The sequence below is a fragment of the Nonomuraea sp. NPDC049152 genome, assembly GCF_040648355.1.
Taxonomy (GTDB): Bacteria; Actinomycetota; Actinomycetes; order Streptosporangiales; family Streptosporangiaceae; genus Nonomuraea.
The window spans coordinates 51,496-74,119 of sequence record NZ_JBEZDO010000020.1 but is presented as its reverse complement, the minus strand read 5'-3'; the positions used below and the strand labels follow the sequence as shown (position 1 = coordinate 74,119).

Annotated in this window: 20 protein-coding genes and 1 pseudogene; 7 read left to right on the top strand and 14 right to left on the bottom strand. The window is 69.7% G+C overall.

Annotation, left to right across the window (positions count from 1 at the left end):
- Positions 1 to 22: 22 nt before the first annotated feature.
- The gene (locus AB0B45_RS31560; RefSeq protein ID WP_358138022.1) at positions 23 to 1,240 is read right to left on the bottom strand and encodes a DUF418 domain-containing protein; all 1,218 of its coding nucleotides are present in this window, start codon (positions 1,238 to 1,240) and stop codon (positions 23 to 25) included.
- The gene (locus tag AB0B45_RS31555) at positions 1,227 to 1,766 is read right to left on the bottom strand and encodes a DUF3995 domain-containing protein (protein WP_358138019.1); all 540 of its coding nucleotides are present in this window, start codon (positions 1,764 to 1,766) and stop codon (positions 1,227 to 1,229) included. Before AB0B45_RS31555 ends, AB0B45_RS31560 begins: the two co-directional genes overlap by 14 nt.
- A gap of 147 nt (positions 1,767 to 1,913) precedes the next feature.
- Here AB0B45_RS31555 and AB0B45_RS31550 point away from each other — a divergent pair, with 147 nt between their 5' ends.
- The 3 genes from AB0B45_RS31550 (at position 1,914) to AB0B45_RS31540 (ending at position 5,557) form a co-directional block, all read left to right on the top strand.
- Positions 1,914 to 2,594: a response regulator transcription factor gene (locus AB0B45_RS31550; RefSeq protein ID WP_358138016.1), complete on the top strand. Its 681-nt coding sequence runs from the start codon at positions 1,914 to 1,916 to the stop codon at positions 2,592 to 2,594.
- A gap of 16 nt (positions 2,595 to 2,610) precedes the next feature.
- On the top strand, positions 2,611 to 4,719 hold the full coding sequence (locus tag AB0B45_RS31545; protein WP_358138014.1) for a histidine kinase: 2,109 nt from the start codon (positions 2,611 to 2,613) through the stop codon (positions 4,717 to 4,719).
- 208 nt (positions 4,720 to 4,927) lie between these two features.
- A complete protein-coding gene (locus tag AB0B45_RS31540) occupies positions 4,928 to 5,557 on the top strand; it encodes a hypothetical protein (protein WP_358138011.1) in 630 nt (209 codons plus the stop codon).
- Positions 5,558 to 5,605: 48 nt separating this feature from the next.
- Here AB0B45_RS31540 and AB0B45_RS31535 read toward each other — a convergent pair whose 3' ends face one another.
- Both AB0B45_RS31535 and AB0B45_RS31530 read right to left on the bottom strand, forming a co-directional pair.
- Positions 5,606 to 6,379, bottom strand: a complete 774-nt coding sequence (locus tag AB0B45_RS31535; RefSeq protein ID WP_358138008.1) for a CPBP family intramembrane glutamic endopeptidase — start codon at positions 6,377 to 6,379, stop codon at positions 5,606 to 5,608.
- A gap of 189 nt (positions 6,380 to 6,568) precedes the next feature.
- Entirely contained in the window at positions 6,569 to 6,826 is a 258-nt protein-coding gene (locus AB0B45_RS31530) for a hypothetical protein (RefSeq protein WP_358138005.1), read from the bottom strand.
- A 597-nt stretch (positions 6,827 to 7,423) separates the two neighbouring features.
- Here AB0B45_RS31530 and AB0B45_RS31525 point away from each other — a divergent pair.
- From AB0B45_RS31525 to AB0B45_RS31510, 4 genes are all read left to right on the top strand, one after another.
- Positions 7,424 to 7,981, top strand: coding sequence for a TetR/AcrR family transcriptional regulator (locus AB0B45_RS31525; protein ID WP_358138002.1), 558 nt, complete (start codon positions 7,424 to 7,426; stop codon positions 7,979 to 7,981).
- Positions 7,978 to 8,394, top strand: a complete 417-nt coding sequence (locus AB0B45_RS31520; RefSeq protein WP_358138000.1) for a DUF6463 family protein — start codon at positions 7,978 to 7,980, stop codon at positions 8,392 to 8,394. Before AB0B45_RS31525 ends, AB0B45_RS31520 begins: the two co-directional genes overlap by 4 nt.
- Positions 8,391 to 8,519 carry a hypothetical protein gene (locus AB0B45_RS31515; RefSeq protein WP_358137997.1) on the top strand — a complete coding sequence of 43 codons (129 nt, stop codon included), beginning with the start codon at positions 8,391 to 8,393 and terminating at the stop codon, positions 8,517 to 8,519. Before AB0B45_RS31520 ends, AB0B45_RS31515 begins: the two co-directional genes overlap by 4 nt.
- Before the next feature lie 322 nt (positions 8,520 to 8,841).
- Positions 8,842 to 9,444 (top strand): DUF2867 domain-containing protein, encoded by a 603-nt coding sequence (locus AB0B45_RS31510; RefSeq protein ID WP_358137995.1) that lies wholly within the window; start codon positions 8,842 to 8,844, stop codon positions 9,442 to 9,444.
- A 46-nt stretch (positions 9,445 to 9,490) separates the two neighbouring features.
- Here AB0B45_RS31510 and AB0B45_RS31505 read toward each other — a convergent pair.
- The 10 genes and pseudogenes from AB0B45_RS31505 to AB0B45_RS31460 all read right to left on the bottom strand — a co-directional run.
- Positions 9,491 to 9,790, bottom strand: a pseudogene (locus AB0B45_RS31505) (bifunctional 5,10-methylenetetrahydrofolate dehydrogenase/5,10-methenyltetrahydrofolate cyclohydrolase); the annotation flags it as partial.
- A gap of 250 nt (positions 9,791 to 10,040) precedes the next feature.
- Entirely contained in the window at positions 10,041 to 13,187 is a 3,147-nt protein-coding gene (locus tag AB0B45_RS31500; protein ID WP_358137992.1) for a BTAD domain-containing putative transcriptional regulator, read from the bottom strand.
- Positions 13,188 to 14,064: 877 nt separating this feature from the next.
- The gene (locus tag AB0B45_RS31495; protein ID WP_358137989.1) at positions 14,065 to 14,301 is read right to left on the bottom strand and encodes a hypothetical protein; all 237 of its coding nucleotides are present in this window, start codon (positions 14,299 to 14,301) and stop codon (positions 14,065 to 14,067) included.
- A 154-nt stretch (positions 14,302 to 14,455) separates the two neighbouring features.
- On the bottom strand, positions 14,456 to 14,704 hold the full coding sequence (locus AB0B45_RS31490) for a recombinase family protein (protein WP_358137987.1): 249 nt from the start codon (positions 14,702 to 14,704) through the stop codon (positions 14,456 to 14,458).
- A 133-nt stretch (positions 14,705 to 14,837) separates the two neighbouring features.
- A complete protein-coding gene (locus AB0B45_RS31485) occupies positions 14,838 to 16,727 on the bottom strand; it encodes a glycosyltransferase family 4 protein (RefSeq protein WP_358137984.1) in 1,890 nt (629 codons plus the stop codon).
- A gap of 58 nt (positions 16,728 to 16,785) precedes the next feature.
- On the bottom strand, positions 16,786 to 17,679 hold the full coding sequence (locus AB0B45_RS31480; RefSeq protein WP_358137981.1) for a CU044_5270 family protein: 894 nt from the start codon (positions 17,677 to 17,679) through the stop codon (positions 16,786 to 16,788).
- On the bottom strand, positions 17,676 to 18,266 hold the full coding sequence (locus tag AB0B45_RS31475; RefSeq protein WP_358137979.1) for an RNA polymerase sigma factor: 591 nt from the start codon (positions 18,264 to 18,266) through the stop codon (positions 17,676 to 17,678). The genes AB0B45_RS31480 and AB0B45_RS31475 overlap by 4 nt, the downstream gene beginning before the upstream one ends.
- 722 nt (positions 18,267 to 18,988) lie before the next feature.
- The gene (locus tag AB0B45_RS31470) at positions 18,989 to 19,717 is read right to left on the bottom strand and encodes a hypothetical protein (RefSeq protein WP_358137978.1); all 729 of its coding nucleotides are present in this window, start codon (positions 19,715 to 19,717) and stop codon (positions 18,989 to 18,991) included.
- A 123-nt stretch (positions 19,718 to 19,840) separates the two neighbouring features.
- A complete protein-coding gene (locus AB0B45_RS31465; RefSeq protein ID WP_358137975.1) occupies positions 19,841 to 21,331 on the bottom strand; it encodes a cytochrome b N-terminal domain-containing protein in 1,491 nt (496 codons plus the stop codon).
- A gap of 10 nt (positions 21,332 to 21,341) precedes the next feature.
- Positions 21,342 to 22,622, bottom strand: a complete 1,281-nt coding sequence (locus tag AB0B45_RS31460; RefSeq protein ID WP_358137973.1) for an NAD(P)/FAD-dependent oxidoreductase — start codon at positions 22,620 to 22,622, stop codon at positions 21,342 to 21,344.
- Positions 22,623 to 22,624: the final 2 nt, after the last annotated feature.

The following is a 22,624-nucleotide window of genomic DNA, read 5'->3' as shown; positions in this document are numbered from 1 at the left end:
GCTGATCGATGAGCCGCATTCCTCACCGGTACGTCAGCCGGCGCAGAAGCACCTCGGCGGGTCCCCGGCTGCCGCGACGCTCCAGCAGGTAGGCCGCGATCACGGTGATCAGCCAGATCCCGATCGCGTACCCGGCCATGGCGGCGCTGTGCAGATGGACTCCAACGCCGAGGCCCCAGGCGGTCAGCACCGGGGCGCACAGCACCGACTGGGTGAGGTAGGCCGATAGCGATCGCTTGCCCACCGCGGCCACCGCGGTGGACACCGGCCCCGGCCTCCGCCGGCCGCCGAGCCGGTGCCCGATCAGGCCGAACACCGCCGCGTAGCCCAGGCCGGCGGGCAGGCCGGTGGCGATCTGGGACACCTCGAACACGAACATCGACTCGCCGGGAACCCGCAGCACACCCATGACCGCGGCCGCGTGCGGCAGGCCGCCCAGCCAGCCGATCGCGATGCCGATGACGGCGACGCGGCGCAGCAGCGGCAGATGCCTCTCCGGCCGCTCCAGGATCCGCTGCCGAGCCGCCCAGAAGCCGAGGACGATCGCGATCGGCAGAGCCAGCGCGAGCAGTCCCTGGCCGACGATGATCACCGGCCAGAAGACCAGGCGCGCCGAAGCCGCGGCGAGCAGATCGCTCTCCCCGCTGCTCGCCGCCCCGAAGGACAGGAGGCTGACCATCTCCGGAGGCGACTCGGCGGCAGCGGCGAGCCAGGCGGCCACGATGCCGAGCAGGGTCACCACCGCGAGGACGCCGGCGCCGATCGCGGCCCAGGTGAGCAGTGTGCGGTCGCTCCTGCGCAGGAACAACCCGGCGAAGAGGAGACCGGCCACGCCGTACGCGCCGAGAATGTCCCCCTGCCACAGCAGCGCCGCGTGCACGAACCCGAACAGCAGCAGCCACAGGCTGCGACGGCGCAGCAGTGCCAGAACGGCCGGTTCCGCGTGCCCGGCCGCCTGCTGGCGCAGCAAGAGCTGCACCATGCCGTAGCCGAACAGGAACGCGAACATCGGATAGATGCGGAAGTCCACTCCGACGATGGCGGCCACCTGGGTGATCCGGTCCAGAACCGAGCCTCCTGGCGGATGGATCGTGGTGGCCCGGAACTCCCGGCCCCAGAGGTACCAGGGGGTGTTCGCGACCGCGATGAGCAGCAGCATGAAGCCGCGGGCGAGGTCGGGCGCGAGCGCGCGCTCGCCGGCCTGGACCGGGCCGCGGATCGGGGCGTCAGCGGTCGCCATGGGGGAGCGAATCTCCTGTCACGGGTCGAGGGGGAACCGGATCGCCCGGTCTAGCAGAGATCTCATGGTTCGTCGTCTGGGCCGCGTAGTTCGCCGTACCGTCACCGCGCCGCCGTACCGTCGCCGCCCCGACGAGCACGGCGAGCGTCACGCACAGCGGTGAGTACAGCCGCCAGTTCCAGGTGGCGAACTCCTCCGTCGCTCCGGAGTTCAGCAGCTGCCCGCCCAGTCCGCGGGCGAGCAGCGCCGCGGCGAGACCCCAGGTGCCGAGCCGGTAGATCCAGGCAGGGCCGATCTCGGGCAGGACGCGGGCCGACGCGATGACCAGATAGGACGAGCCCGCCACCCCCGCCCCGAACACGAAGGTCAGCGGCGCGGGCGGCATATCCCCGCGCTCGCCGAGAAGGTACGTCGCCGCTTCGGTCATGGAATCGAAGGGCCACGGCGAGAAGGCCCAGATCATGTGCAGTACGCCGATGGCGGTCAACGCCGCGGCGGCCAGCCCGCCGGCTGCCTTGCGCCACATGGAATCCTCCCCGCGCTGGTCGTGTCACAAGGACGCTACGGAGCCGGCCGCCGGACGACGATCAGGCGGGCACCACACCTGGCTGCGGAAAAGCGCCCATGACCACTGGTGCGGGCACGAGATCCCACAGGTCATATCATTTCTGCCATGGCACTCAGGGTCGTCTTCGCCGACGACGACTACCTCGTGCGCGAAGGAGTCAGGGGCCTTCTCGACCGCGTGGACGGCCTCGAGGTGGTCGCCACCGCGGACGACCTTCCGGGGTTGCTCACGGCCGTGCGCGAGCACCGGCCCGACGTGGTCCTGACCGACATCCGCATGCCCCCTACGCACACGAACGAGGGCATCCAGGCGGCCAGGCTCATCCGGGCCGAGCACCCAGAGGTCGGAGTCGTCGTGCTGTCCCAGCACACCGAGGCCGACTACGCGTACGACCTGCTGGCCGACAGCGCGGAGGGCGTCGGCTACCTGCTCAAGGAGCGCGTGGCCCACGTGGGCGAGCTGACGCGCGCCCTCGAGGACGTCGCGCGTGGCGGCTCCGCCCTCGACCCGAAGGTCGTGGCCGCCCTGATAGCGGACAGGCGGCGGGCGGCCGACTCACCGCTGGGCCGGCTCTCGGAGCGGGAACGCGAGGTCCTCGCCCTCATGGCCGAGGGCAAGAACAACGCGCGCATCGCCACGGAGCTGACGGTGTCACTCCGAGCCGTGGAGAAGCACATCAACGCGATCCTGGCCAAGCTCGACATCGCCGGAGATCTCACCGTGCACCGGAGGGTCAAGGCGGTCCTGGCCTTCCTCAACGACGAGGGCCTGCTTGCCTCCGGCTGAGAGATCCTGGTCGTTCATGAGGATCACGGGCCGACTCGGTCAGGCTCTGTGGCTGAGCACGGTGACCCTCGCCGCGGCCAACGCCATGCTCGCCGTACTCAACCGGCCTGACGACGGGCCCGGGATGGGCTACGGTCTCGGCGCATCCCTCATGGCGGTCGCGTTCGCCGCCGTCGGAGCACTGGTGGCCGCCCGGTCGCCGCGCAACCCGATGGGCTGGCTGCTCAGCGGCATGGGCCTGGCGCTGGCGGCGACCAGCCTCTGCCAGGGCTACGCCGCCTATGCCCTCATCACCAGACCAGGCTCGCTGCCCGGCGGGGAGGTGGCCGGCTGGGCCGGGTCATGGCTGTGGGTTCTCGTCGTGGTTCCCGCGGGTACCTTCCTGCCGCTGCTGTTCCCCGACGGCCGGCCGCCGTCGGCCCGCTGGCATCCGGTGGCCTGGCTGGCGGCGGCCGATCTGGTCGCCGTCGGGGTCTGCGCCGCCGTCCTAGCCGCCGGCTTCGCGCCGCCGGCGTTCGAGCCGGTGCTCACCGGTCTCGCCGACTTCTTGCTGCTCGCCGTCCCGGCGGCGGCGTTCTGCGCCCTCACCCTGGCGTCGGCGGCGGCCAGCCTGGTGCGCTATCGCAGGGCCGGCGGTGAGGAGCGGCAGCAGCTCAAGTGGTTCGGGTTCAGCGTCACGGTCGCGGCGGCCGCCGTCGTGGTGCAGTTCGTCCCGCCGACGGGACGCCCCGACTGGCGCGCCAGTCTGCTGGTCCTCGCGGCCGGCATCCCGGTGGCGATAGGGATCGCCATCTTCAAGTATCGCCTCTACGACATCGACGCCGTCATCCACCGGACGTTCAGCTACACCGTGCTCGCCGGGTTCATCACGGCGGTCTACCTCGCCGTCGTCGTCGGAGTGGGCTCGGCCGTCGGCGCACGCACCGGCGGCGGGATGTTCCTTCCGCTCATCGCCACGGCCATCGCCGCACTGGGGTTCAGTGGGGTGCGGACCCGGGCACAACTACTGGCCGACCGCCTCGTCCACGGGGCCAGGGCCACGCCGTACGAGACTCTGTCACGCCTGTCCGAGCGCCTGGCCACGACCTCGTCCATCGAGGAGTTCCTGCCATCGCTCGCCAGGGCGCTCGCCGACGCCACCGGAGCGCTGCGGGCGGACGTCTGGGTGCGGGTCGGCGGACGGCTGGAGCCGGCCGCCTCGCATCCGCCGACCGCCGAGCCCGCCGCGCCGCTGGACCTCGTCGGAGACGCCCTTCCGCGGCTTCCCTCCGGGCACACGGTCGCCGAGGTCCGCACCCACGAAGCCCTCCTCGGGGCCATCGCGTTGACAAAACCGCCCGGCGAATCGCCGACCGCCACGGACGCCAAGCTCGTGGCCGACCTCGCGGCGCACGCCGCCATCGCCTTCCGCGACGTCGCGCGGGCCGCGGAGCTGCGCGAGTCACGCCGGCGCATTGTGACGGCCCAGGACGCCGAGCGCCGGCGCCTCGAACGTGACCTCCACGACGGCGCCCAGCAGAACCTGGTGGCTCTGGCCCTGAAGCTCCGGCTGGCCCGGCAACTGCTCGACACCGAGCCCGCGCACGTCGGCCCCCTGCTGGAACAGCTTGGCGCGGAGGCGGAGTCGGCCCTGGAGACCGTACGGGATCTGGCGCGCGGCGTCTTCCCGGCGATCCTCGCCGACAAGGGCCTGGCCCCGGCGCTGCGCGCGCACATCGCCAAGCTGCCCGCCGCGGCCGAGGCCGACCTGCCCCCCACTCTGGGACGCTTCGCACCCGAAATCGAGGCGGCGGTCTACTTCTGCTGCCTCGAAGCCCTGCAGAACGCGGCCAAGCACGCCGGCGGGAGCATCCCGCTGCTGCGGCTCGCCACCGGCGAAGGGTGGCTGGAGTTCTCCGTCCGCGACTCCGGCCCCGGCTTCGACCCGCGCTCTCCCGGTCAGGGCAGCGGCCTGCGAAACATGAAAGACCGACTCGAGGCCGTCGGCGGCGTTCTCACCGTCAGCTCCGCTCCCGGCAGGGGAGCGACCGTCCAAGGCCGGGTACGGCTCCTGCCGCGACGTCCCCTCTCGGGGGAGATGGACAGCTTTTGCGGTGAGCCGTCACCTGCGCCTCGTGCAGGGTAGTTCCTCATTTCGGCGGGACGAAAGGTTCTGCAAATCGTGGAAGACGACCACGGGATCGCCCAGCGCGGCGACCGCCTGCGCCGCGCGGACCCGCTGCTCCAGCCGCCGGTCTGGTCCGCACACTCGGCTCGCGGCCCGTCCGGCAGGTAGAGGTAAGCCGGCGGTGCCGATCTGCACCCGGGCGGCGAACGGGGCTGAGGCGACACCGGTGCGGAACTCCATGCTGTCCGGAGCAGGCGCGCTGGTCGGGAACCCGCCGCGCTCCAGGAAGAGCCGCGCGTCGTCGGGCCTCCAGGGCCTTGTTTCGTGCCGCATCGCCGCCTCCCAGGCCGCGGCCGAGAACGTGCGCCTGGCCAAGATCTACGCCGCCCCCGCCAAGGCCAAGGCAGCCGAGGCCAAGGTCAACGCCGCCATCGCCCGTAAGGAAGCCGACGCGGCTCATGTAGACGCGGTCCGCAAGTCCTGCGTCCCCCAGGTGGTACTCCAGGTCGATGTCGCAGCCGTCGGTTCCGACGCAGTCACTCTTCGGTTGATCTCGAACCAGGGCTCGTACGTCAGGCTGATCAGCCCGGGCAGACCTGTCGGGCCTGACTCCGAGGCTCGCTCGGCCTCCCGTTTCCTGTCCGCTTCCGCTTCGGCGCGCTCAGCGGCCTTCTGGGCCTCCTCCGCGAGGTCGCGCGCATGGGCCGCGGCCTTTTCCGCCTCGACGGCGTCCGCCTCGGCCTTGGCGGCGACGTCGCGAGCGGTGGCGGCGTCGTTCTCCGCCGCGGTGGCGGCGGCACGGGCAGAGGCGGCGTCCCGCTCTGCGGCCCTCCCCGGCCGAACTGAAGATCGCTAAGTACGGCTGGAGTACTAAGAGACAGGCAGACCAATCCGCCTGGAGCTATCACCCTGAGGTCGGCTGCCGGTACCGCTGCCGGACGGCCTGCGGGGCCAGGGCGAACAGCGCCGCAGAGACGACCACGCTGACCAGCGCGGTGCAGGCGATGAGAACCTCGCCCGCGGCGTAGCCCGGCAGCATCGACGGCACCACGTTGAGCATGGCGTGGAAGACGATCGCCGACAGCACGCTCCCGCCGGTTCCGTTGTAGAGCCAGACGATGATGAGCCGCGAGGCGACCGTGCCGAGGAACCACCAGGCGATCCAGGCCGGAGAGCGGCCGGCCTGGAGCAGCGGCACGATGTGCCAGGCTCCCCACGCTACGCCGAGGATCAGGCCCGCGCCGAGGGCACTCCACCTGTCCTGCAGCGGGTCGGCGGCGTATCCCATCCAGCCCGCCTCCTCGCCCGCGGCCGCTACGAAGAACACCGCGAACAGCAGTGGAGCGGCCAGCGGTGATGAGTGCTCCCCGCCGAGCGGACCTCCCAGCAGGGCCAGCGCATAGGCCGGCAGCTCGATGGCGGGCACCAGCAGGAAGGCGGCTATGAGCCAGGGCGTCCGGCGCATGCCCCTGACAGCGAAGGTCGTGCCCAGCAGGCGTCGAGTCGCGCCGGGCCCCTCTCGCCGCCGCAGGAGGATCGCCGCCGAAACGAGGGGGCACGGGAACATCAGGGCGCCCACCGGCAGGTTCATCGGGGTGCCTGGAAGGTTTCCCACGAACGCTCCGGCCACCCAGAACGGGATGGCGAGCGCGAAAACCAGGGCAAAGAACCGGGTCACGTCGTGCGTCCTCCAATGAGATGCGAAATACTATGTCTCAACCGGGAGGCCAGGAGCAGATCGAAAATCCGCGCGCCTACCCTGATGCCCATCGCGGTCAACCAGGCCCTGGCCCAGCAGAGCGCGCTGCGCCGCCGCCGCGAGGCCTATGTCGGGCCGTGGCCAGCCTGCGTCGCCGAAGCATGCTGATCACTCGTGCTCCTTCGCCTGGCCCATCTGGCCATCACGAACGCCTTTGCCGCCCTGCGGTTGCTGCCGCTGGGGGAAGAGGGACAAGGGTGCCAGATCACCGTTCTTGAACGACAGCTCGGCGCGGATGCCAAAGTGAAGTTCGCTGCCGAGCATCGCAGCTCTGTTACCGCGCGAGGTCTTGCGCCGGCTGCTGGAACAGCTGCATCGGCCAACCTCGATGTACGCCGACGAGACCGGCTCGGTGGAGTCCTCCACGATCACTCACATGCGTTCCCCGACGGCCTGCACCGCGAACAGCAGCGGAGCTGCCAGCGGTGATGAGTGCTCCCCGCCGAGCGGACCTCCCAGCAGGGCCAGCTGCTGGGCACGACCTTCGCTGTCAGGGGCAGGCGCCGGACGCCCTGGCTCATAGCCGCCTCGCGTGGACTCACTGTGAGTTCGGCCACCTCTTGTCTCCACCGCGTGGCAGCCCCATTTCGACTATCTGGAATGAATTACCTTCCTGGCTGGCGCTACGGCACCGCAGTTCCCACGCTCGACGTGGCCCGTGGTGAAGGGTGGACGCCAGCTTGGTGGCACAGCCCAGTGCGGTTGGCGCGCAAGCCTCGATCCGCCACAGCCCCAGGGCCGTGGCGATCACGGCCGGGCCGGCGACGACCAGCACGGAAGCGCCGGGCACGCACCCCTTTTAGCCCTGGCCCACTCTCGACAAGCCAGATCTAGCCGCAGTGACGAGAGCAACCGCTGGAGCTGGGAGACGCGGCGGCGGAGGTGCAGATGATGTCGCGGCGCGGGCGTCTCGATGCTGTACTCGAAAAAGGGCCATACGATCTGGTATGGTATGGTTCGGATATGGCAAGCAAGCGTGACTGGCTGAAAACCGGGCTCACCATCCTGCGTCAGGATGGTGCGCGAGCCCTGACAATTGAGCGGTTGTGCGCCGAGCTCGACCTGACCAAGGGCTCTTTCTATCACCACTTCAAGGGCATCGCGGGATACAAGACGGACCTGCTGGCGCACTTCGAAACCGAGCACACCACTCGCTTCATCGCCGGCACCGAGAGCGCTGGCACACCTGCTCAGAGCAGGCTTCGGCGCCTGCTCAACCTAGTCCTGGAGGACAAGAGCGGCAGCGAAGGCCTCGAGATCGCCATCCGCGCCTGGGCCCTGCAAGACCCCGAAGTCCTCGCCCTCCAGGAACGTGTGGACCGGTTGCGCATCGACTACCTGTGCAGCCTGCTGCGCGAGCTCGGCGGCCCGCGGGACGACGTCGAACCCATGGCCCGAATGCTCTACCTAATCCTCATCGGCGCCCAGCAGGTCGTCCCGCCCATCCCCGCGCCCGACCTGCGCGACATCTACGCCTTAGCCCTGCGCCTGGCCCCGAACGAGTGGGAGTACACCACATGAACGCATTGACCCGATGGGTCCCCCGCCTGATCATCGCGCTGGCGATTGTGCACTTCGGCTACGCCCTCGCCACTCCGAATTCCTGGTCCGCTATGGCCGGCGACGGCTTCTGGGCCTCCGCCGCGGACAGCGGCGCCTCCGACTACTTCAAGCGCGAATACACGCTCTACTTCTTCGCTGTCGGCATCTTGCTCCTGGCCCTGGGCACCTTGGCCCGGCGGTTGGCCCACACCACCGGACATCTCCCGGGCCAGATCGGCTGGTATCTGATCACCAGCGGTGCGCTGCTGTGCGTCATCGAGTTTCCGATCACCGGCGGCTGGCTGATGGTCGCCATCGGCGTACTCGGCCTCGTCGCCTCGCGCCGTACCCACAGGACGCGGACGGCGGACATCCAGCTAGTTCGGCCATGATCCCCACCCCGCTGGAAGCGGGTCTGGCCGAAGTCGCCCCCGCCGGGCTCAACGCCGCGCTCACCCTCGGACGAGCACGGCGCCGGGTGGTGCTGGCCGATGCCGGGCCGGGCAGCCACCGGTGACGCGGTGCACAACTTCCTGTCCCGGGACGGCATCACGCCCAGCGGGCTGCGGCAGATCGGGCTCGACCAGCTCAGCGCTTATCCCTCGGTATGCGTCATCCAAAGGCAGGCGGTGCAGGCCAAGGAGGAGCGCGACGATTTCACCATGACACTGGCCCGCCGGGGCCGCCACCCCGGCAGATGGCAGACGCCTACCTCGGCGCCCTCGAGGGCGTCACGATCCCGCTTGCCGGCCACGCGCCCTACGACGTCGAACTCACGGAGAGGCGGTGCGCGGCATTCTCGGCCTACCGCCCGCGCCCACCACCTTGGAGATCCACGAATGAAGCTGCCGAAGTCCGCGCACACCTCGCGCCCCTGGATGATCCACGAACTCACCACCGACTTCGAGGTCGAGGACGTGTGGGCGCTGCCGACGCCAGGCGGACCCGACGACCTCCCCCGACTGGTGTCGCAGGTCGTCACGGGCGACTTCCCGCAGGGCGCCCCGCTCGTCGTCCGCGTGCTCTGGGAAGCCCGGTGGAAGATCGGCGCGGTGCTCGGCTGGGACCGACCGAGCGCTGGCCTCGACTCCAGGGTGACCTCTCTCAAGGATCGGCTGCCAAGGGCTCTGCGTGACCAACCATCGGGCCCCGACACCAACGACTTCCCCTTCACGTCCCTGTACCTGCTCCAGGACGAATGGGCGGCAGAGATGGCCAACGGGACGGTGCACACGGTCATGCACATCGGCTGGGTCCCGGACGGATCCGGCGGCTACCACGGCCAGATGGCGGTCCTGGTGAAGCCGAACGGACTGTTCGGCGCCGCCTACATGGCCGCGATCAAGCCGTTCCGGTATGCGCTGGTGTACCCGGCGCTGATGCGGACGATCGAGAGCAAATGGCGAGCAGGCACGGCCGGCCCACCACCGCTGCACGCGTAGCAACCGCCCCCGACCCAGGCCGGGCCGCGAAGAATGAGAGCCGTGGCTAGGCGCCCGCCACCGCACGTTCTGCCGCCGTGATGGCGTTGCGGAACAGCATCGCGGCCGTGGTGGGCCCCACACCGCCCACGCGCGGCGTGATCGCGCCCGCCACGCTCTCGACCGACTCGTCCACATCCGGCAGCAGGCGGCGGCCCTCGTAGCGGACCCCGCCACCGACCACGACCGTGCCGGGCTTGACGTGCTTGGGCTGGATGATGCCCGGCACGCCCGCCGCGGCGGTGAGGATGTCGGCTCGCTGGGTGTAGCGCGCCCAGTCGGGCAGACCGGTGTGGACCACGGTGACGGCGGCGTTGGCCGTCGGACCAGGCGGCCATGCTCGCGAGCGCGCCGGCGAAGACGAGCGATGGTGGCGATCGCCATCGCCCGGCCCGTCCGCACAAGCCTTGGCTGGTCACGCATTGGTGATCTCTCATTCGTCCGGGAAGCCGTGGGCCGGCCCCGTCTTCATCTGCGTTTCAGTGCGGGAATGACGGCTGACATCGGCGGCGTAGGTCATCCATTCGCCGGAGGAGGCTTGCTGCCAGGCGAGGTCCTTACATCGCGTCTTCCAGCAACGGCGCGAGCTTCCTCTCACACGGTGCGTGCCCGATCTCCCTGCAGAGTCGCAAGGCCTGGTCGGCCTTGTGCGCCGCCGCCTTGCGGTCGCCACACCGCCGTTCCAGCCTGGCCAGCTCCGTCAGCGCGGCCAGCTCAGGCAGCAGGTACGTGTTCTCGGACGCCACGGCGTGTCCCCGAAGTGCGTGGCGGACGGCGCCCTCGTAGTCGCCCTGAGCGTCGAGCAGCCGGGCACGGGCGAGCAGCGCGTAGGCCAGATGCCAGCTCAGGCCGCCTGCGCTGATGAGGTCGTCGGCCAGGTTCAGGCTGTCCGCGGCCTCTGCCGTCAGGCCGAGGCCGATTCCTGCATCGGCCAGCGCGACCAGCGCCGCCGCCTCCACCAGCCGGTCACCCTGGCCGCGGCACACGTGGAGCGCACACAGCGCCTCGTCCCGCGACTGCGCCCACTGGCCGTTCTCCCAATGCAGCCGACTGATCCAGATCTGCGTCGTGGCCGCGCCGTGGCCGCCTATTGAAGTGATCAGGGCGACCGACTCCCGAAGGCAGGTCTCCGCTTCGCCGTACCGGCCCTGGTCGAGGAGCACGGCACCCAACTGCTGCAGATCGGCTCCCTCGGCGTAGGGCAGCTTGTGGCGCCGGCTCAAGGCGAGCGCCTGCCTGCAATATTCCTCGGCCAGGTCGAGCCGGCCCATGTGGTGGTACTGGTTGCCGAGCGCGTTGAGTGCCCGGATGTGGCCGGGCACCGAGCCGAGCTCGTCGAAGAGCTGCGCGGCCCGGACGTTGTCGGCCATCGCCTCGGCGAGGTCGCCCGTCCACGCACGCGCGAAGCTCAACCCCATCCTGGCCGCCGCCTCGCCCTCCCGCCCGCCGCTCTCGCGGGCGACGCGGACGGCCTGTTCCAGGTGCTCAACGGCCTCCTCACGGCGCCCGGTGCGAAAGAGGCCATCGCCCATGCCGGTGTGCAGCATGGCGGTTACGGCCGGCACATCATGGGCGGAGGCGGCCTTCAGCAGGGCCGGCGCGATCTCCATCCACTCACCGATGTGGCCGGTGCGGGCACAGATGGCGCGAACCATGTCGGCCAGGCGCCAGACCTCCGGGCCGGGATCGCGCTCGATCGCGCGCATCAGCGCGGCCATCAGATGGACGACGTCGGCCGCCTCGGGGGACAGCTGCTCAAGGGCGTCCGTGTGCGGCTGCGGGCCGGGGAGCAGGAACTCGCCTGGCGCGCACTGGGCGGCGATGGCGGCGCCCAGTTCCAGGTAGTGGCCGAACAGGCGGCGCCACGCCGGCTCACGCTCGGGGTCGCGCCCGGCTTCCGCCACGGCGTAGAGCCGGACCAGATCGTGGAAGCGGTACCGATCGGTGATGTGGTGTTCGAGCAGGTGGGTCGCGGCCAAGGCCTTGAGCGAGGCGCGCGCCGCGTCCTGGGGGAGGCCGGTGGCCGCCGCTGCGGCCGCCACGGTGACATCGGGGCCGGGCACGAGCCCGAGCAGGCGGAAGACCCGCTGCTCGATTGGGGCGAGCACGCGGTAGGAGGCGGAGAAGGCGATGGTGACGGTATTGTGCTCGGCACCGTCCACGATGAGTCCCGCCAGCGGGTTGCCGGCGGCCAGCTCCGCCGCGACCGCTGCGGTGCCGTCCTGGGGCCGGGCGGCGGCGTTGGCGGCGGCGATGCGCAGCGCGAGCGGCAACCCGCCACACGCACGCACCAGCTCGCCGCGCGCATCCGACTCGGCCGGGCCGTCCGCCGGCCCGAGCACGCCGTCCAGCAGTGCCCGACCGCCCTCGTCGGAGAGCGGGCCGAGCGAGTGCTGCCTGGCGCCCGCGTACGCCACCAGTTCGCCCAGCCGGTGCCTGCTGGTCACAAGCGCTACGCCAGTCGGGGGCAGGAGCTGCTCGATCTGGGCTGCTGAGCGAGCGTTGTCCAGGACCAGCAGGAACGAGTGCCCCGCCAGCAGCGAGCGGTAGAGGCCGAGCTGGGTCTCGAACCCGCCCGGTACGCGTTCAGGATCGACGCCGAGCGAGACCAGCAGCCGGGTCAGCACCGCTGTCGTGGTCAGCGGCTCGTGGTCCGGATCATAGCCGCGAAGGTCGATGTAGAGCTGGCCGTCGAGGAAGCGGTCCTTGGCCTGGTGCGCCCAGTGCAACGCGAGGGCCGTCTTGCCCATGCCGGCCGTGCCGCTGAGCACGCACACGCCGTCACCGCCGCCCAGGCACTCAGTCAGCCACGCCAGCTCCGCGTCGCGGGCGGCGAACCCGGGCACGGCCCTGGGCAGCTCGGCCGGCCGCGCGACGAAGGGTGCCAGCGGTCCTTGTTGCGGCGAAGGAGGCGTCGGCTGCGAGACAAGAGCCACCGCCTGCATGCCCGCCCCCGGGGAGTCGGGTTCGTCGTCCTGCAAGAGCCGCTGGTGCAACCGGCGCAGGGGGCGGCCGGGCTCGATGCCCAGTTCGCCGACCAGCCGCCGTCTCGCGTCTCGGTACACGGCCAGCGCTTCGGCGCGGCGCTCACACCGGTACAGGGCCAGCATGAGCTGCCCCAGGAGCCGCTCGCGCAGTGGGTGCTCGGCCACCGCCGTGTGAAGTTCGCCGACGATCTCGGCGTGCCGCCCAGACGCCAGCTCCGCGTCGTACAACTCTTCCAGGGCGCAGAGCCGCCTGTCCTCGAGGCCCGGGCGTTCCTGGTGGATCAGCTCGGCGCTGGTCCCCGCCAGCGCGGGCCCGCGCCACAGCTCTGCCACGGCGCGCAAGTACGCCACGGCGTCGGTGTGGCGCCCCTCCTCGGCGTCGGCGCGCGCGACGGTTCTGTACCGCTTGAACAGATGTAGGTCGAGCTCGTCCGCGTCGACGTGGATGCGGTAGCCGGCGCCGACACGGCTGATGCGCTCCTTGCCGACCAGAGCTCGCAGCTCGTGGACGTACACCTGCAAGCGCGCGACAGCCGTGCGCGGCGCCCGATCGCCCCAGACCAGGGCGATGAGCCGGTCGTCCGACACCGTGCGGTTCGCATTGAGCAGGAGGGCGGCCAGCACGGTCCGCTGCTTCGGTGAGCCCAGCGTGATCGGCCCGTCAGGCCCATCGACCGACACCGGCCCGAGAAGCGCGAACCGCGCTTCCGACTCCATGTGTCCCCTTCACGTCCCGGTTCTCCCGCTGTGATGCTACCGAGTAATGATCGTGCCGCTGAGCGGCCGGGAGAAGCCGGATAGAAGGCAGGCGGGAAGAGGAACGGAACAGCCCATACCTAGCGTGTCCTGCCATAGCAACCGCTAACAGGGGAAATGACTCATGGTGCCGGTCTCCGTCCGGCCCGGGGGAGTAGCCAAGGTCACAGTCGACGGGGCGTTCCGGCACTCGCGACGGACGGGTTCGTGCGGCCCTTCGGACGCGGGCGCATGACGGACCGACAGGTCGTCGTGGACCAGCGGAGGATCGCAGAGGCTCGGGACTGAGCCGGAAAGAAGTACTGCAGCCGCTGTGCCGGCGGTGTCCGCGCACCCTTCTGCTCGCCCAGCCGGTCGTTGACACGTCGACCGCCTCGTCTCCACCGCGCACGAGCTCATCGTCGAGGGCGAGTCCTACCGGCTTCGCCAGCAATCCGCACGTCAACGAGGACAACAGTCGACATCCGGCGTGTCCGTTGCCGAGATAAGGAGATCACCATGCTCGACACCACGACCAGGTGGTCCCTTGCTCGTGGCAACACGGCGGTCCCATCAAGCTGGCAAGCGACATCTTGTGGACCTTGAGGGAACTTGCTCGAACACCAACGCAAAGGTAGAAGCCCGCAAACGCCGTTCTGGCAGCCACCCGGCCCCGCTACAGCGGCACCACCGCCAACCCGAGCCTGGAAGCGGCTGGCGCCCAGATCCTGCGACGGGTCATGTCCAGCCTGAGCCGCCCGACGGGCGGCTCAGGCTGGACAGATCAATGGCTGCGCCGCGATCGTCTACGGCAGTCGTGGACGACGCGACCACCTGCAGGTACGTGCTGTCCGGTCGGTCACTTCAGGACCCAGAGCGCCCAGAACGGACTGTCCCATTGGCAGTCCCAGTATTCGGGGTCCCCGGAGTACTTGTAGCCCGCTGCCTCGCACTGCGCGAGGGTCTTGTGGATACTCTTGATGTGGGCGGCCTTGGACCTCACCACATCCGCGCTCGAGGACGCGCTGGTGCCGAGTGCTGCAGCTATCGCCAGGATGGTCGCTGGGACCACCACGCTCACGATCTTGTTTCGCATGGAGAACCTGCCTTCGCTCGATTACGCGACAAGAGTCGCAGGCAAGGCTTCCGTGACTCTTCTCCTTCGCTTCCGGCCGTATCCTCGCGCGCTCATCACCGCGCGAGGTGACCCACGCTCATGTCGTCGAGTCGCATCCGACGGTTGCACGGACCTAGATGTACTGACCATGGACGTTGGTGACGGCGGAACGAGATTGTCGACTCGCTCTCGCTGATCTTGAACTGGGTGAGGACCTCCTGGCGTGGTGCGGACGACCACCGTGATTGCCTTTGGGGGCTGCAGCGTCCAGCCCCTCCAGCCTCGCCTCGCGAATCGTTTCCCGCTCGGTCTCGGCCATGGCGGCGAAGAACGCGAACAGCATCCGGCCGGGCCCGGCCGGATCATAGATACCGGCGAGCATCCACCGAGCATCCACGGGGCGGATGGCATTCCTTGACCGGTCGATTTGGGGTCTATCTGCTAGTTCACTTTTGTAAGCCACATAGTGGTCGGCCGGTTGGAGCTCCTGACCCTGCGTGGTGTGACCGTGCGGGTCATGCTGGTCGGACGCGGATCGACAGGTTGTTGGCGGTGGTGTAGTACGGCCGGATGCGCAGTCCGTGCAGTTCCACGGCTGGATATACATCGATCGTGGAGCGGTTGACGATGTCGTCGAGGAGGCGGCCGACGCGGATGGGGTCACCCGTTGCCGGGTGTAGCCACAAGTCCCAGGTGTCCCCGCCGGCCGCGGTCAGGCGGGCGTGGTCGATGACGAGGCGGAACCGGTCGCCCCGCTGCGCCAGCCGTACTTCCACACTCTGTTGCCCTGCGCGAGATTCGGCGGCAGCGGTGCCGGTGAAGGCGGCGCCCAGGATGCGGCCGTCGACGATGGTGCAGGTCGTGTCGACCTCGATGTGGTCGACCTCGGCGTGGGTGGGACGTTGCCAGACGCGGATGGACAGGTTGCCCTTGTCGGTGGTGTAGGGGATCCGGACCGTGATGCCGCCTCGACCGGCGGTCAGGGCGCGGGTGTCGCAGAGTCCGGCGGCCAGGCGGGTGAGGGTGCCGTCGGGGCTTTCGAGGTAGAGGTCCCAGCGGCCGTCGGACAGTGCGTGCCGTCGGCGGCTGATCGCTGGTGAGGGGTATGGCAGGCGGAGCGTCTTGGTGGGGTCGGTGCGTAGCCTGCACACCACGGCGGTGGCGAGTGTGTTGGTGGGAGGGTGGATGTGGAGGTCGCCGTCGGCGTCCACCACGCAGTCGGCGGCCAAGCGTTGTGGGGGAGGTGTCGGGGTGACCGGCTTTCTGCGGAGGAATCGCCTTCTGGTCACACCACCGAGGTCGGCGAAGAGGCGCTCGTACCGGGCGGCGGTGTGCTGTGGTTCGAAGGTGCGGGCGGTGTGGACCGCGGCGTGGCCCATGGCCAGGCGTAGGGCGTCGTCGTTGATGAGGTGCAGTAGCGCGTCGGCGACAGCGTGGGCGTCGCCGTTGGGGACGAGGAGGCCGTCGCGGCCGTGGGTGATGATCTCGCGGGGGCCGTGCGGGCAGTCGGTGGACACGACGGGGATCCCGGCGCGCATGGCCTCGACGATGGTGAGGCCGAAGGATTCGACGCTGGAGGTGACGGCGGCGATGGCGCCCTTGGCCCATTCGGTCTCGATGGGGGAGACCGGGCCCATGAGGCGGACGTGCTCGTGCAGGCCGAGTTCGTCGATTTGGTCGTGCAACTCCTGGCGCCGCGGTCCTCGGCCGTATAGGCGCAGCCGCCAGTCCGGGCGTTCGGTGACGACCTTGGCGAAGGCGTCGACGAGCAGCTCGTAGTGCTTGACGGGAATGAGTCTGCCCGCGGCGACCACGAGTTTGGAGTGGCCGTCGGCAGGACTCAGCCGGGTGGGTGGCACGCCGTTCGGGATGGCCCGGATGCGGTCGGCGAGTGCGGGCAGGGCGGTGCGGTAGGTGGCGGCGTCGGCCTCGGAGACGGTGACGAAGGCGTCGAGCTGGGCGATGGCCTGGTTCTGGGCGGTGCGCAGGTCGGGGCTGTGCAGGTCGTGGGTGACGTGTTCCTGGCCGATGCGCAGGTAGCGGCGGCTGCCCAGGGCCGCCAGGCACACATTGAGTCCGGGGCGGGTGCCGATGACGACGTCGGCGGAGGTGGAGCGCAGGTACTTGGTGATGCGGTGGTCGGTGAGACGCGAGTACAGGTCGTAGCGCGCCTCGGCAGTCGGATAGATGCGCGAAGGTCCGGTGTTGTCCGGCTCGTGGCGAGTGTCGACGAGCGAGGTCATCTGAACCCGCGGGTCCACGCTGAGCGTCGGGGTGTCCGCGCTGCGGAAGACCGAGACGATCTCGACGTGGTGGCGTTCGGTGAGCGCCTGGCTCAGGTTCGTGACAGCGCGGATGGTGCCGCCGATGCCGAAGGCGTTGTGAAGAAGGAAGGCGATGTGCATGCGACTCTCGGTGTCGGGTGCGTGGGCAGGCGATCGGCCTGCCCACGCGTCGTGATGGTTAAGGCACCTGGCCGGGGCCGTCGACGATGCCGCTGGCCAGCACGGTGTCGGTCGACGTCCTGCCGTCCCGCTCGACGAGCATGCCGAGGTAGCGGTAGTCCGTCGGGTCGAGGACATAAGTGCCCTTGCCGGCCTGGCCCAGGTCGAGGACGACGCCGACGCCGGTACGGCCGGCACCGTCCTTGACGTTCTCCTGGACGGTGACGCCCGGGATCTTTGCCAGGGCCCGGTACATGGCGGCGGCCTTGTCCGCGGGCACCATGGGGCCGTACTTGAGGAACCAGCCGATGGCCCCGAAGGCGTTGACGTCCTTCTGGCTGTCGGCGGGGCAGTCGAACAGGCAGATCGACATCGGGAACAGCTCCTGGTCGCTGTCGCCGAAGTGCCGCAGCAGCTCCTCAGGGTCCGTGGGCAGGGCTTCGAGCATCCGCTGGGTCTTGGCCGGGTACATCGATCCCTTCTCGCCGTTGCCCTGGTTGAGCTTGCCGTTCTGGCGCACGGCTTCCTTGCGCCCGTCTCCCCGGATCCACACTTCGAAGGGCATCCCGGGACGGCCCTGCTGTTCCTTGCGGTAGGTCCACTGGTCGGGCCGCAGATCCTGGCGCTTGGCGGCGACCAGGGCCGCCCGCTCCAGCAGCAGGAGCGTGTCGGGCTTCTGGACGGTCACAGGCGGGGCCGGGTGGTCGCCGCCCAAGTTGACCACGGCCACCGCGGCGACCGCCGCCGCGCACGCCGCGGCCAGGGCCAGGCCGATGCGGTACCGGGGCACCCTGGGCGCCCGCCGTGCCCGCTGCGTGCGGATCGCGGTCAGCAGGCGCCGCTCCTCCGCGCGGACGTCGGGGTCGTTCGGGATCTCGGATCGCAGCTGGTTGAGCAGGTCGATGTCGTTCATCGGTGCGTCTCCTCGGTGATGGCGGTTGGGTCGACGTCCCCGAGCGCCTGGCGGAGCTTGCCGCGAGCCCGGTTCACCCGTGAGCGCACCGTGCCCACCGGCACGTCCAGAGCCTCGGCTGCCTGCTCGTAGGTCAGCTCCGCCCACGTGACCAGCAGCAGCGTGTCGCGGTGTGCACGGGGCAGCGCGGCGAGCGCGGCTGCTAGGCGGCGGTTGACCGCGGTCGCCGACACCCGCTGATCCACCTGGTCGGTGAACGGCTCGGTGACTGAATCCGCCCCCGTGCGGCTCAGTGCCCGGTACAGGGTGACCTCGCGGCGCCGGTACCGGCCGATGAGGTTGGTGGCGATGCCGTACAGCCAGGGCAGGGCATCGCCCCGCGCCGTGTCGTACGACTCGCGGCGCTCGAAGGCCGTGGTGAAGGTCTCGGCGACGATGTCCTCGGCGGGATCCTCGCCGAGCCTTCTGATGACGTACCGCTTGATCGCCGGCGCGTGGCGCGTGAACAGCACCGCGAACCGCTCCGGATCTTGCCGCGACCGCGCGATCACCATGGCGTCATCGGCCGTCCGGCTGTCGTTTCCCATCTAATGCCTCTCGGGTGCGTGCAGGTACGTTAGTTATTGCCGCGAGGGTGATCGGCGGTTCCCGACGAGGGCGAGGAGACGTGCCCTCTGCCCGGGACAGAGGTCGCGTTACGGCTCGGGGACGGCCGGCTCGTCGTCCATTCATCCGGCCTTGACGGTCATGCTCCGGCTCTTCAGAGAGAGCGGCTTGCCGGTCACCTCGGCCTGTACTGCTTCAAAAGCCGTCGCAGGCACTTGACCTCGGGATCGACTTGATGCGAGCGGCGCCCCGGCCGGTACGGCGAGTCGGCCCGCTTGCATCCAACCCCGCACGGATGATCCGCCTGGCCGCACCCCGCCAGCCGTACCCCGAGATGTGGACGAGCGCCGGGTCGCCGCATGGCAGCGCGGGACAAGGACGTCGAGATACTCGCCCTGCGCCATCAGATCACCGTGCTTGAACGGCAACCCGGCGCCGATGCCAGGGCGAGATTCGCGCCCGAGGACCGGGCTTTCCTGGCCGCGCTGCTGACCTCGCTGCCACGTGAGGTCCTGCGCCGGCTACGGCTGCTCGTCCGACCGGATACCGTCTTGCGCTGGCACCGCGATCTGATGAAACGGCGTCACGCCCGTACCTGCCGGCCGAACAGGCGAGGTCGCCCGCCCACGGTCCGCTCCATCCGTGTGAAGCGCTGGAGTCCCGGCAGCGCTCCCGGCCCCGCCGAGCGCTCCGTTACCCGCGCTCAGCGGTTCGAGTCGGCGTCATCTTCGCCGGCAGACGTCACCCGAGGTCGTCTGCTGGTCGCGAAGACCGCGACGAGACTGCCGGCGAACGCGATCCAGCAGATCACAAGGATCACGCCATGGATGCTCTTGGGGTCGCTCATCATGGGCCGCCCGGTGCCGGGGTCCGCCGGGAGGGGGCGTACCAGTCCGAGCGGATCCTCAAGAACGGTGATCGAATCTGACAGATTCCCGTCCTTGCGGACAGCCTCCCACCGAGCACTCGTGAACTCGCTGCCTATCATCGCGCCGCCTGCTACCGGGTCGCCGTCCGGCTGTACAAGATCCAGGAAGACCGTGCAGACATACGGGCCGGTGGCGGCGTCCTGGCCGGTGGGCTGGTTGCCGCACCGATCGGTCGTGTCCGCGACGGTGGCCTCGACCGGTCGGCCCAGCATGCTCAGGTACAAGGCGTGAAGGGGCTGCGCTCCGCCCGCGAAGGTGACGAAACCGAGGACCAACTGCATCACCGCCGCGGCGACGGTCCATCGGGTCAGGCGGCCCAGTGAGAGCAGCAGGAGCAGCGGTGCCGCCAGCAGGCTGACCATTCCGGCGAAAAGCGTCAGCAGGGGGAAGAAACCGCCGTCGTCTCTGACGAGAGTCAGTGGCGCCACCAGATCGCAAACGAGGCATGCCAGGAACGCCAGGAGCGGGATCAGATGTTTCGGCTCTGGCTTCCAACGCCTCACGCCGCCCTCCCGCGTCATTGTCGATCACATCGATGGTGCCATCGCCGGGCCATCGCGGATAGATCTCCGCCTGGCCCGGCGGGACGGGCGGCTGTCAGGTCACGGCCTGCTCGACGGGGCCGGTCAATCGTCGTCCGCGCGGCTGCCGGCGACGGCGCGACGCCAGTCTGCCGTGTTGAAGCGGGAGGGCCGCACCGGTGGGTCGGGCGGCGTGAGTGCGGCGACCAGTTCGTCCCCGGCGGGAGCTTCGATCTCCTCGTAACCTCCGGCGGGGAGCCGTACGATCACTCCGGTCTCGACGCCGGAGGTGAGAGTGCGCCGATCTCGTGCCTGCAACCCCAGAGCGATCCGATAGGCGATGACGTAGGCGAGGACGGGGCCGACGAGGACCGCGACCCGGAAGAACCGGGTGGTGGTGTCGAGCGAGATGTGGAAGGTGTGTGCGAGGACGTCGTTGCCGCCTGCCATCCACAGGATGCCGTAGAAGACGACCCCCGCCACGCCGATCCCCGTACGGATGGGTGCGTCTCTGGGGCGGTCCAGCAGATGGTGCACCCGATGGTCACCGGTGATCCAGCGCTCCACGAAGGGCCACAGCGCCAGGCCGGTGAACAGCGCTCCGGGCCCGATCAGAGCGGGGATCAGCACACTGAGGGACACCGTGAAGCCGAAGACGGTGATCTCCCAGGGCGGCATGATGCGCAGCGCGCCCTCCATGAACGCCATGTACCAGTCGGGTTGCGAGCCGGCGCCGACGACGCTGGGCCGGTAGGGGCCGTACAGCCAGATCGGGTTGATCTGGAAAAGCGTGGCCAGCAGTGCGATGACGGCGAAGACGAACAGGAAGAACGCGGTGGTTTTGGCGGCGAAGGCAGGGTAGAACGGCACGCCGCGGACCTGTGCGTTGCTGAGTCTTTTCGCCCGGAACTGGGTGTGGGTCTGCCGCCAGGTCAGCACGAGTGCGTGCAGCGGGAGGAGCGCCAGCAGCAGAGCCGGGATCAGCAGCGTGTGGATGCTGTAGAGACGGGCGATGATGTCCTCGCCCGGATATTCTCCGCCGAACAGGAACGATGCCAGGTAGGTGCCGACCAGCGGGACGGACAGGGTGATGGCGTGCAGGATGCGCAGGCCGGCCCCGGACAGCACGTCGTCGGGGAGTGAGTAGCCGAACAGGCCGTTGAACATGACCAGCGCGAAGAGCGCAACGCCGATGATCCAGTTGAGGTCGCGTGGTTTGCGGAAGGCGCCGGTGAAGAAGTTGCGCAGCAGATGGACGGTGATGGCGGCGAGGAACACCAGCGTGCCCCAGTGATGCAGTTGCCGGATCAGCAGTCCGCCGCGCACCTCGAAGCTGATCTCCAGGGTGGACGCGTATGCCTCGCTCATCCGCACTCCGCGCAGCGGCGCGTACGGCCCGGCGTAGACCACCTCGCTCATGCTGGGTTTGAAGAAGAAGGTCAGGAAGACCCCGGTGACGAGCACGACCACGAAGGCGTACAGGGCGATCTCGCCGAGCAGGAAGGTCCAGTGCTCGGGGAAGACCTTGCGCATGGCTTTGCGAACCCAGGCGCCGCCGCCTAGGCGCGCGTCGAACCAGGCGGCCACGCGATTCATGTGCTGCTCCTCATGAGGGGTTCAAGGGGATGGAAGAGCCCTGTGCCAGCCCGAGCTGCACGCTCTGCCGCGGTGACAAGGCGTTGACCAGCCAGGCCGCCGCGATGCGCCGCCGATTGGCCGGTACGGCGTATAGGTGGTAGGCAGCGGTGACTGCCTTGGCCGCGATGCCCGACAGCGGGATGCCGAGTGGGTTGGCCACGGCCTGCCAGCCGGCCATGTCCACGACGAATCCCAGGTCGTGGTGCCGGTACGGCTTGGCCACGCCCAGGCCGAGGCTGGCGGCGATGTTCAGCCCGGCGCGGGTGCCCTGCCGTTCGGCGTGCTGGCCGTTCATGGCGGTTACCCCGCCCGGTCGGGTCAGGTCGGGTGCGGCGGCGGCATCGCCACAGGCGTATATGTCTGGGTGGCCGGGCACGTTGAGGTACTCGTCGACCTTGATCCGCCCCTGCTGCGTGAGCTCCAGTCCGAGGCCGGCCACCAGTGGGTCGGGCCGGACGCCGACCGCCCAGACGATCGTCCGGGTCGGGACGAAGGTGTCGTCGGTCAGCCAAACGCCTTCGGCGCCCGCCCGCCGTACCGAGGTGCCGGTGCGGATCTCCACGCCGCGCCGGCTCAGGATGCGGGTGGCCGCGGCCGACATCCGATCGCCCATTCCCGGGAGCACCTGCGGTGCCGCGTCCAGCAAGAGCCAGCGCACCGGCGTGTCGCGTAACCGCCGGTGATCCCTGGCCAACTGGGTCGTCATCAGCTGTCCGGCGGCCGCGATCTCGGTCCCGGTGTAGCCGGCGCCGACCACGACGATGGTGCACCGTGCGCGGCGCTCTTGCGCGTCATCGTCCGCGGCGGCCAGTTCCAGCTGGCTCACCACGTGGTCACGCAGGTAGAGCGCCTCGGCCAGGCTGCGTACGCCGTGGCCGTGCTCGGCGATCCCCTCGATCGGCAGCGGCCGGTGTGTGCTGCCCACGGTGAGGAGGAGTCTGTCGTAGCCGATCTCCCATTCCCGGTCCTCGGGGTCGCGGTAGACCAGGGTGTGCGCGGCTGGGTTGATCCGCCGTGCGCTCCCCAGCGCCAGCTTGACGCCGGGCAGCTTGTCCGTCAGCGACACCGCGACGGTGCGCGGATCGAGGGTGCCCGCCGCCACTTCGGGAAGCAGCGGCAGGTAGAGCATGTAGTCGGTCGGATTCACCACGACGACCTCGGCGCTGTCCCGCATGCGGCGAGACAGCGCCTTGGCTGCCTGATACCCGGCGAACCCGGCCCCGACGATCACCACGCGGGGTGGGGCCATTG

Coding starts and splice junctions, on each gene's coding strand:
- AB0B45_RS31525 (WP_358138002.1), top strand. CDS start 7,424: ATGGCAAGCAAGCGTGACTGGCTGAAAACCGGGCTCACCATCCTGCGT.
- AB0B45_RS31520 (WP_358138000.1), top strand. CDS start 7,978: ATGAACGCATTGACCCGATGGGTCCCCCGCCTGATCATCGCGCTGGCG.
- AB0B45_RS31545 (WP_358138014.1), top strand. CDS start 2,611: ATGAGGATCACGGGCCGACTCGGTCAGGCTCTGTGGCTGAGCACGGTG.
- AB0B45_RS31475 (WP_358137979.1), bottom strand. CDS start 18,266: ATGGGAAACGACAGCCGGACGGCCGATGACGCCATGGTGATCGCGCGG.
- AB0B45_RS31550 (WP_358138016.1), top strand. CDS start 1,914: ATGGCACTCAGGGTCGTCTTCGCCGACGACGACTACCTCGTGCGCGAA.
- AB0B45_RS31560 (WP_358138022.1), bottom strand. CDS start 1,240: ATGGCGACCGCTGACGCCCCGATCCGCGGCCCGGTCCAGGCCGGCGAG.
- AB0B45_RS31495 (WP_358137989.1), bottom strand. CDS start 14,301: ATGCGAAACAAGATCGTGAGCGTGGTGGTCCCAGCGACCATCCTGGCG.
- AB0B45_RS31485 (WP_358137984.1), bottom strand. CDS start 16,727: ATGCACATCGCCTTCCTTCTTCACAACGCCTTCGGCATCGGCGGCACC.
- AB0B45_RS31460 (WP_358137973.1), bottom strand. CDS start 22,622: ATGGCCCCACCCCGCGTGGTGATCGTCGGGGCCGGGTTCGCCGGGTAT.
- AB0B45_RS31490 (WP_358137987.1), bottom strand. CDS start 14,704: ATGCTCGCCGGTATCTATGATCCGGCCGGGCCCGGCCGGATGCTGTTC.
- AB0B45_RS31500 (WP_358137992.1), bottom strand. CDS start 13,187: ATGGAGTCGGAAGCGCGGTTCGCGCTTCTCGGGCCGGTGTCGGTCGAT.
- AB0B45_RS31480 (WP_358137981.1), bottom strand. CDS start 17,679: ATGAACGACATCGACCTGCTCAACCAGCTGCGATCCGAGATCCCGAAC.
- AB0B45_RS31465 (WP_358137975.1), bottom strand. CDS start 21,331: ATGAATCGCGTGGCCGCCTGGTTCGACGCGCGCCTAGGCGGCGGCGCC.
- AB0B45_RS31510 (WP_358137995.1), top strand. CDS start 8,842: ATGAAGCTGCCGAAGTCCGCGCACACCTCGCGCCCCTGGATGATCCAC.
- AB0B45_RS31555 (WP_358138019.1), bottom strand. CDS start 1,766: ATGTGGCGCAAGGCAGCCGGCGGGCTGGCCGCCGCGGCGTTGACCGCC.
- AB0B45_RS31515 (WP_358137997.1), top strand. CDS start 8,391: ATGATCCCCACCCCGCTGGAAGCGGGTCTGGCCGAAGTCGCCCCCGCC.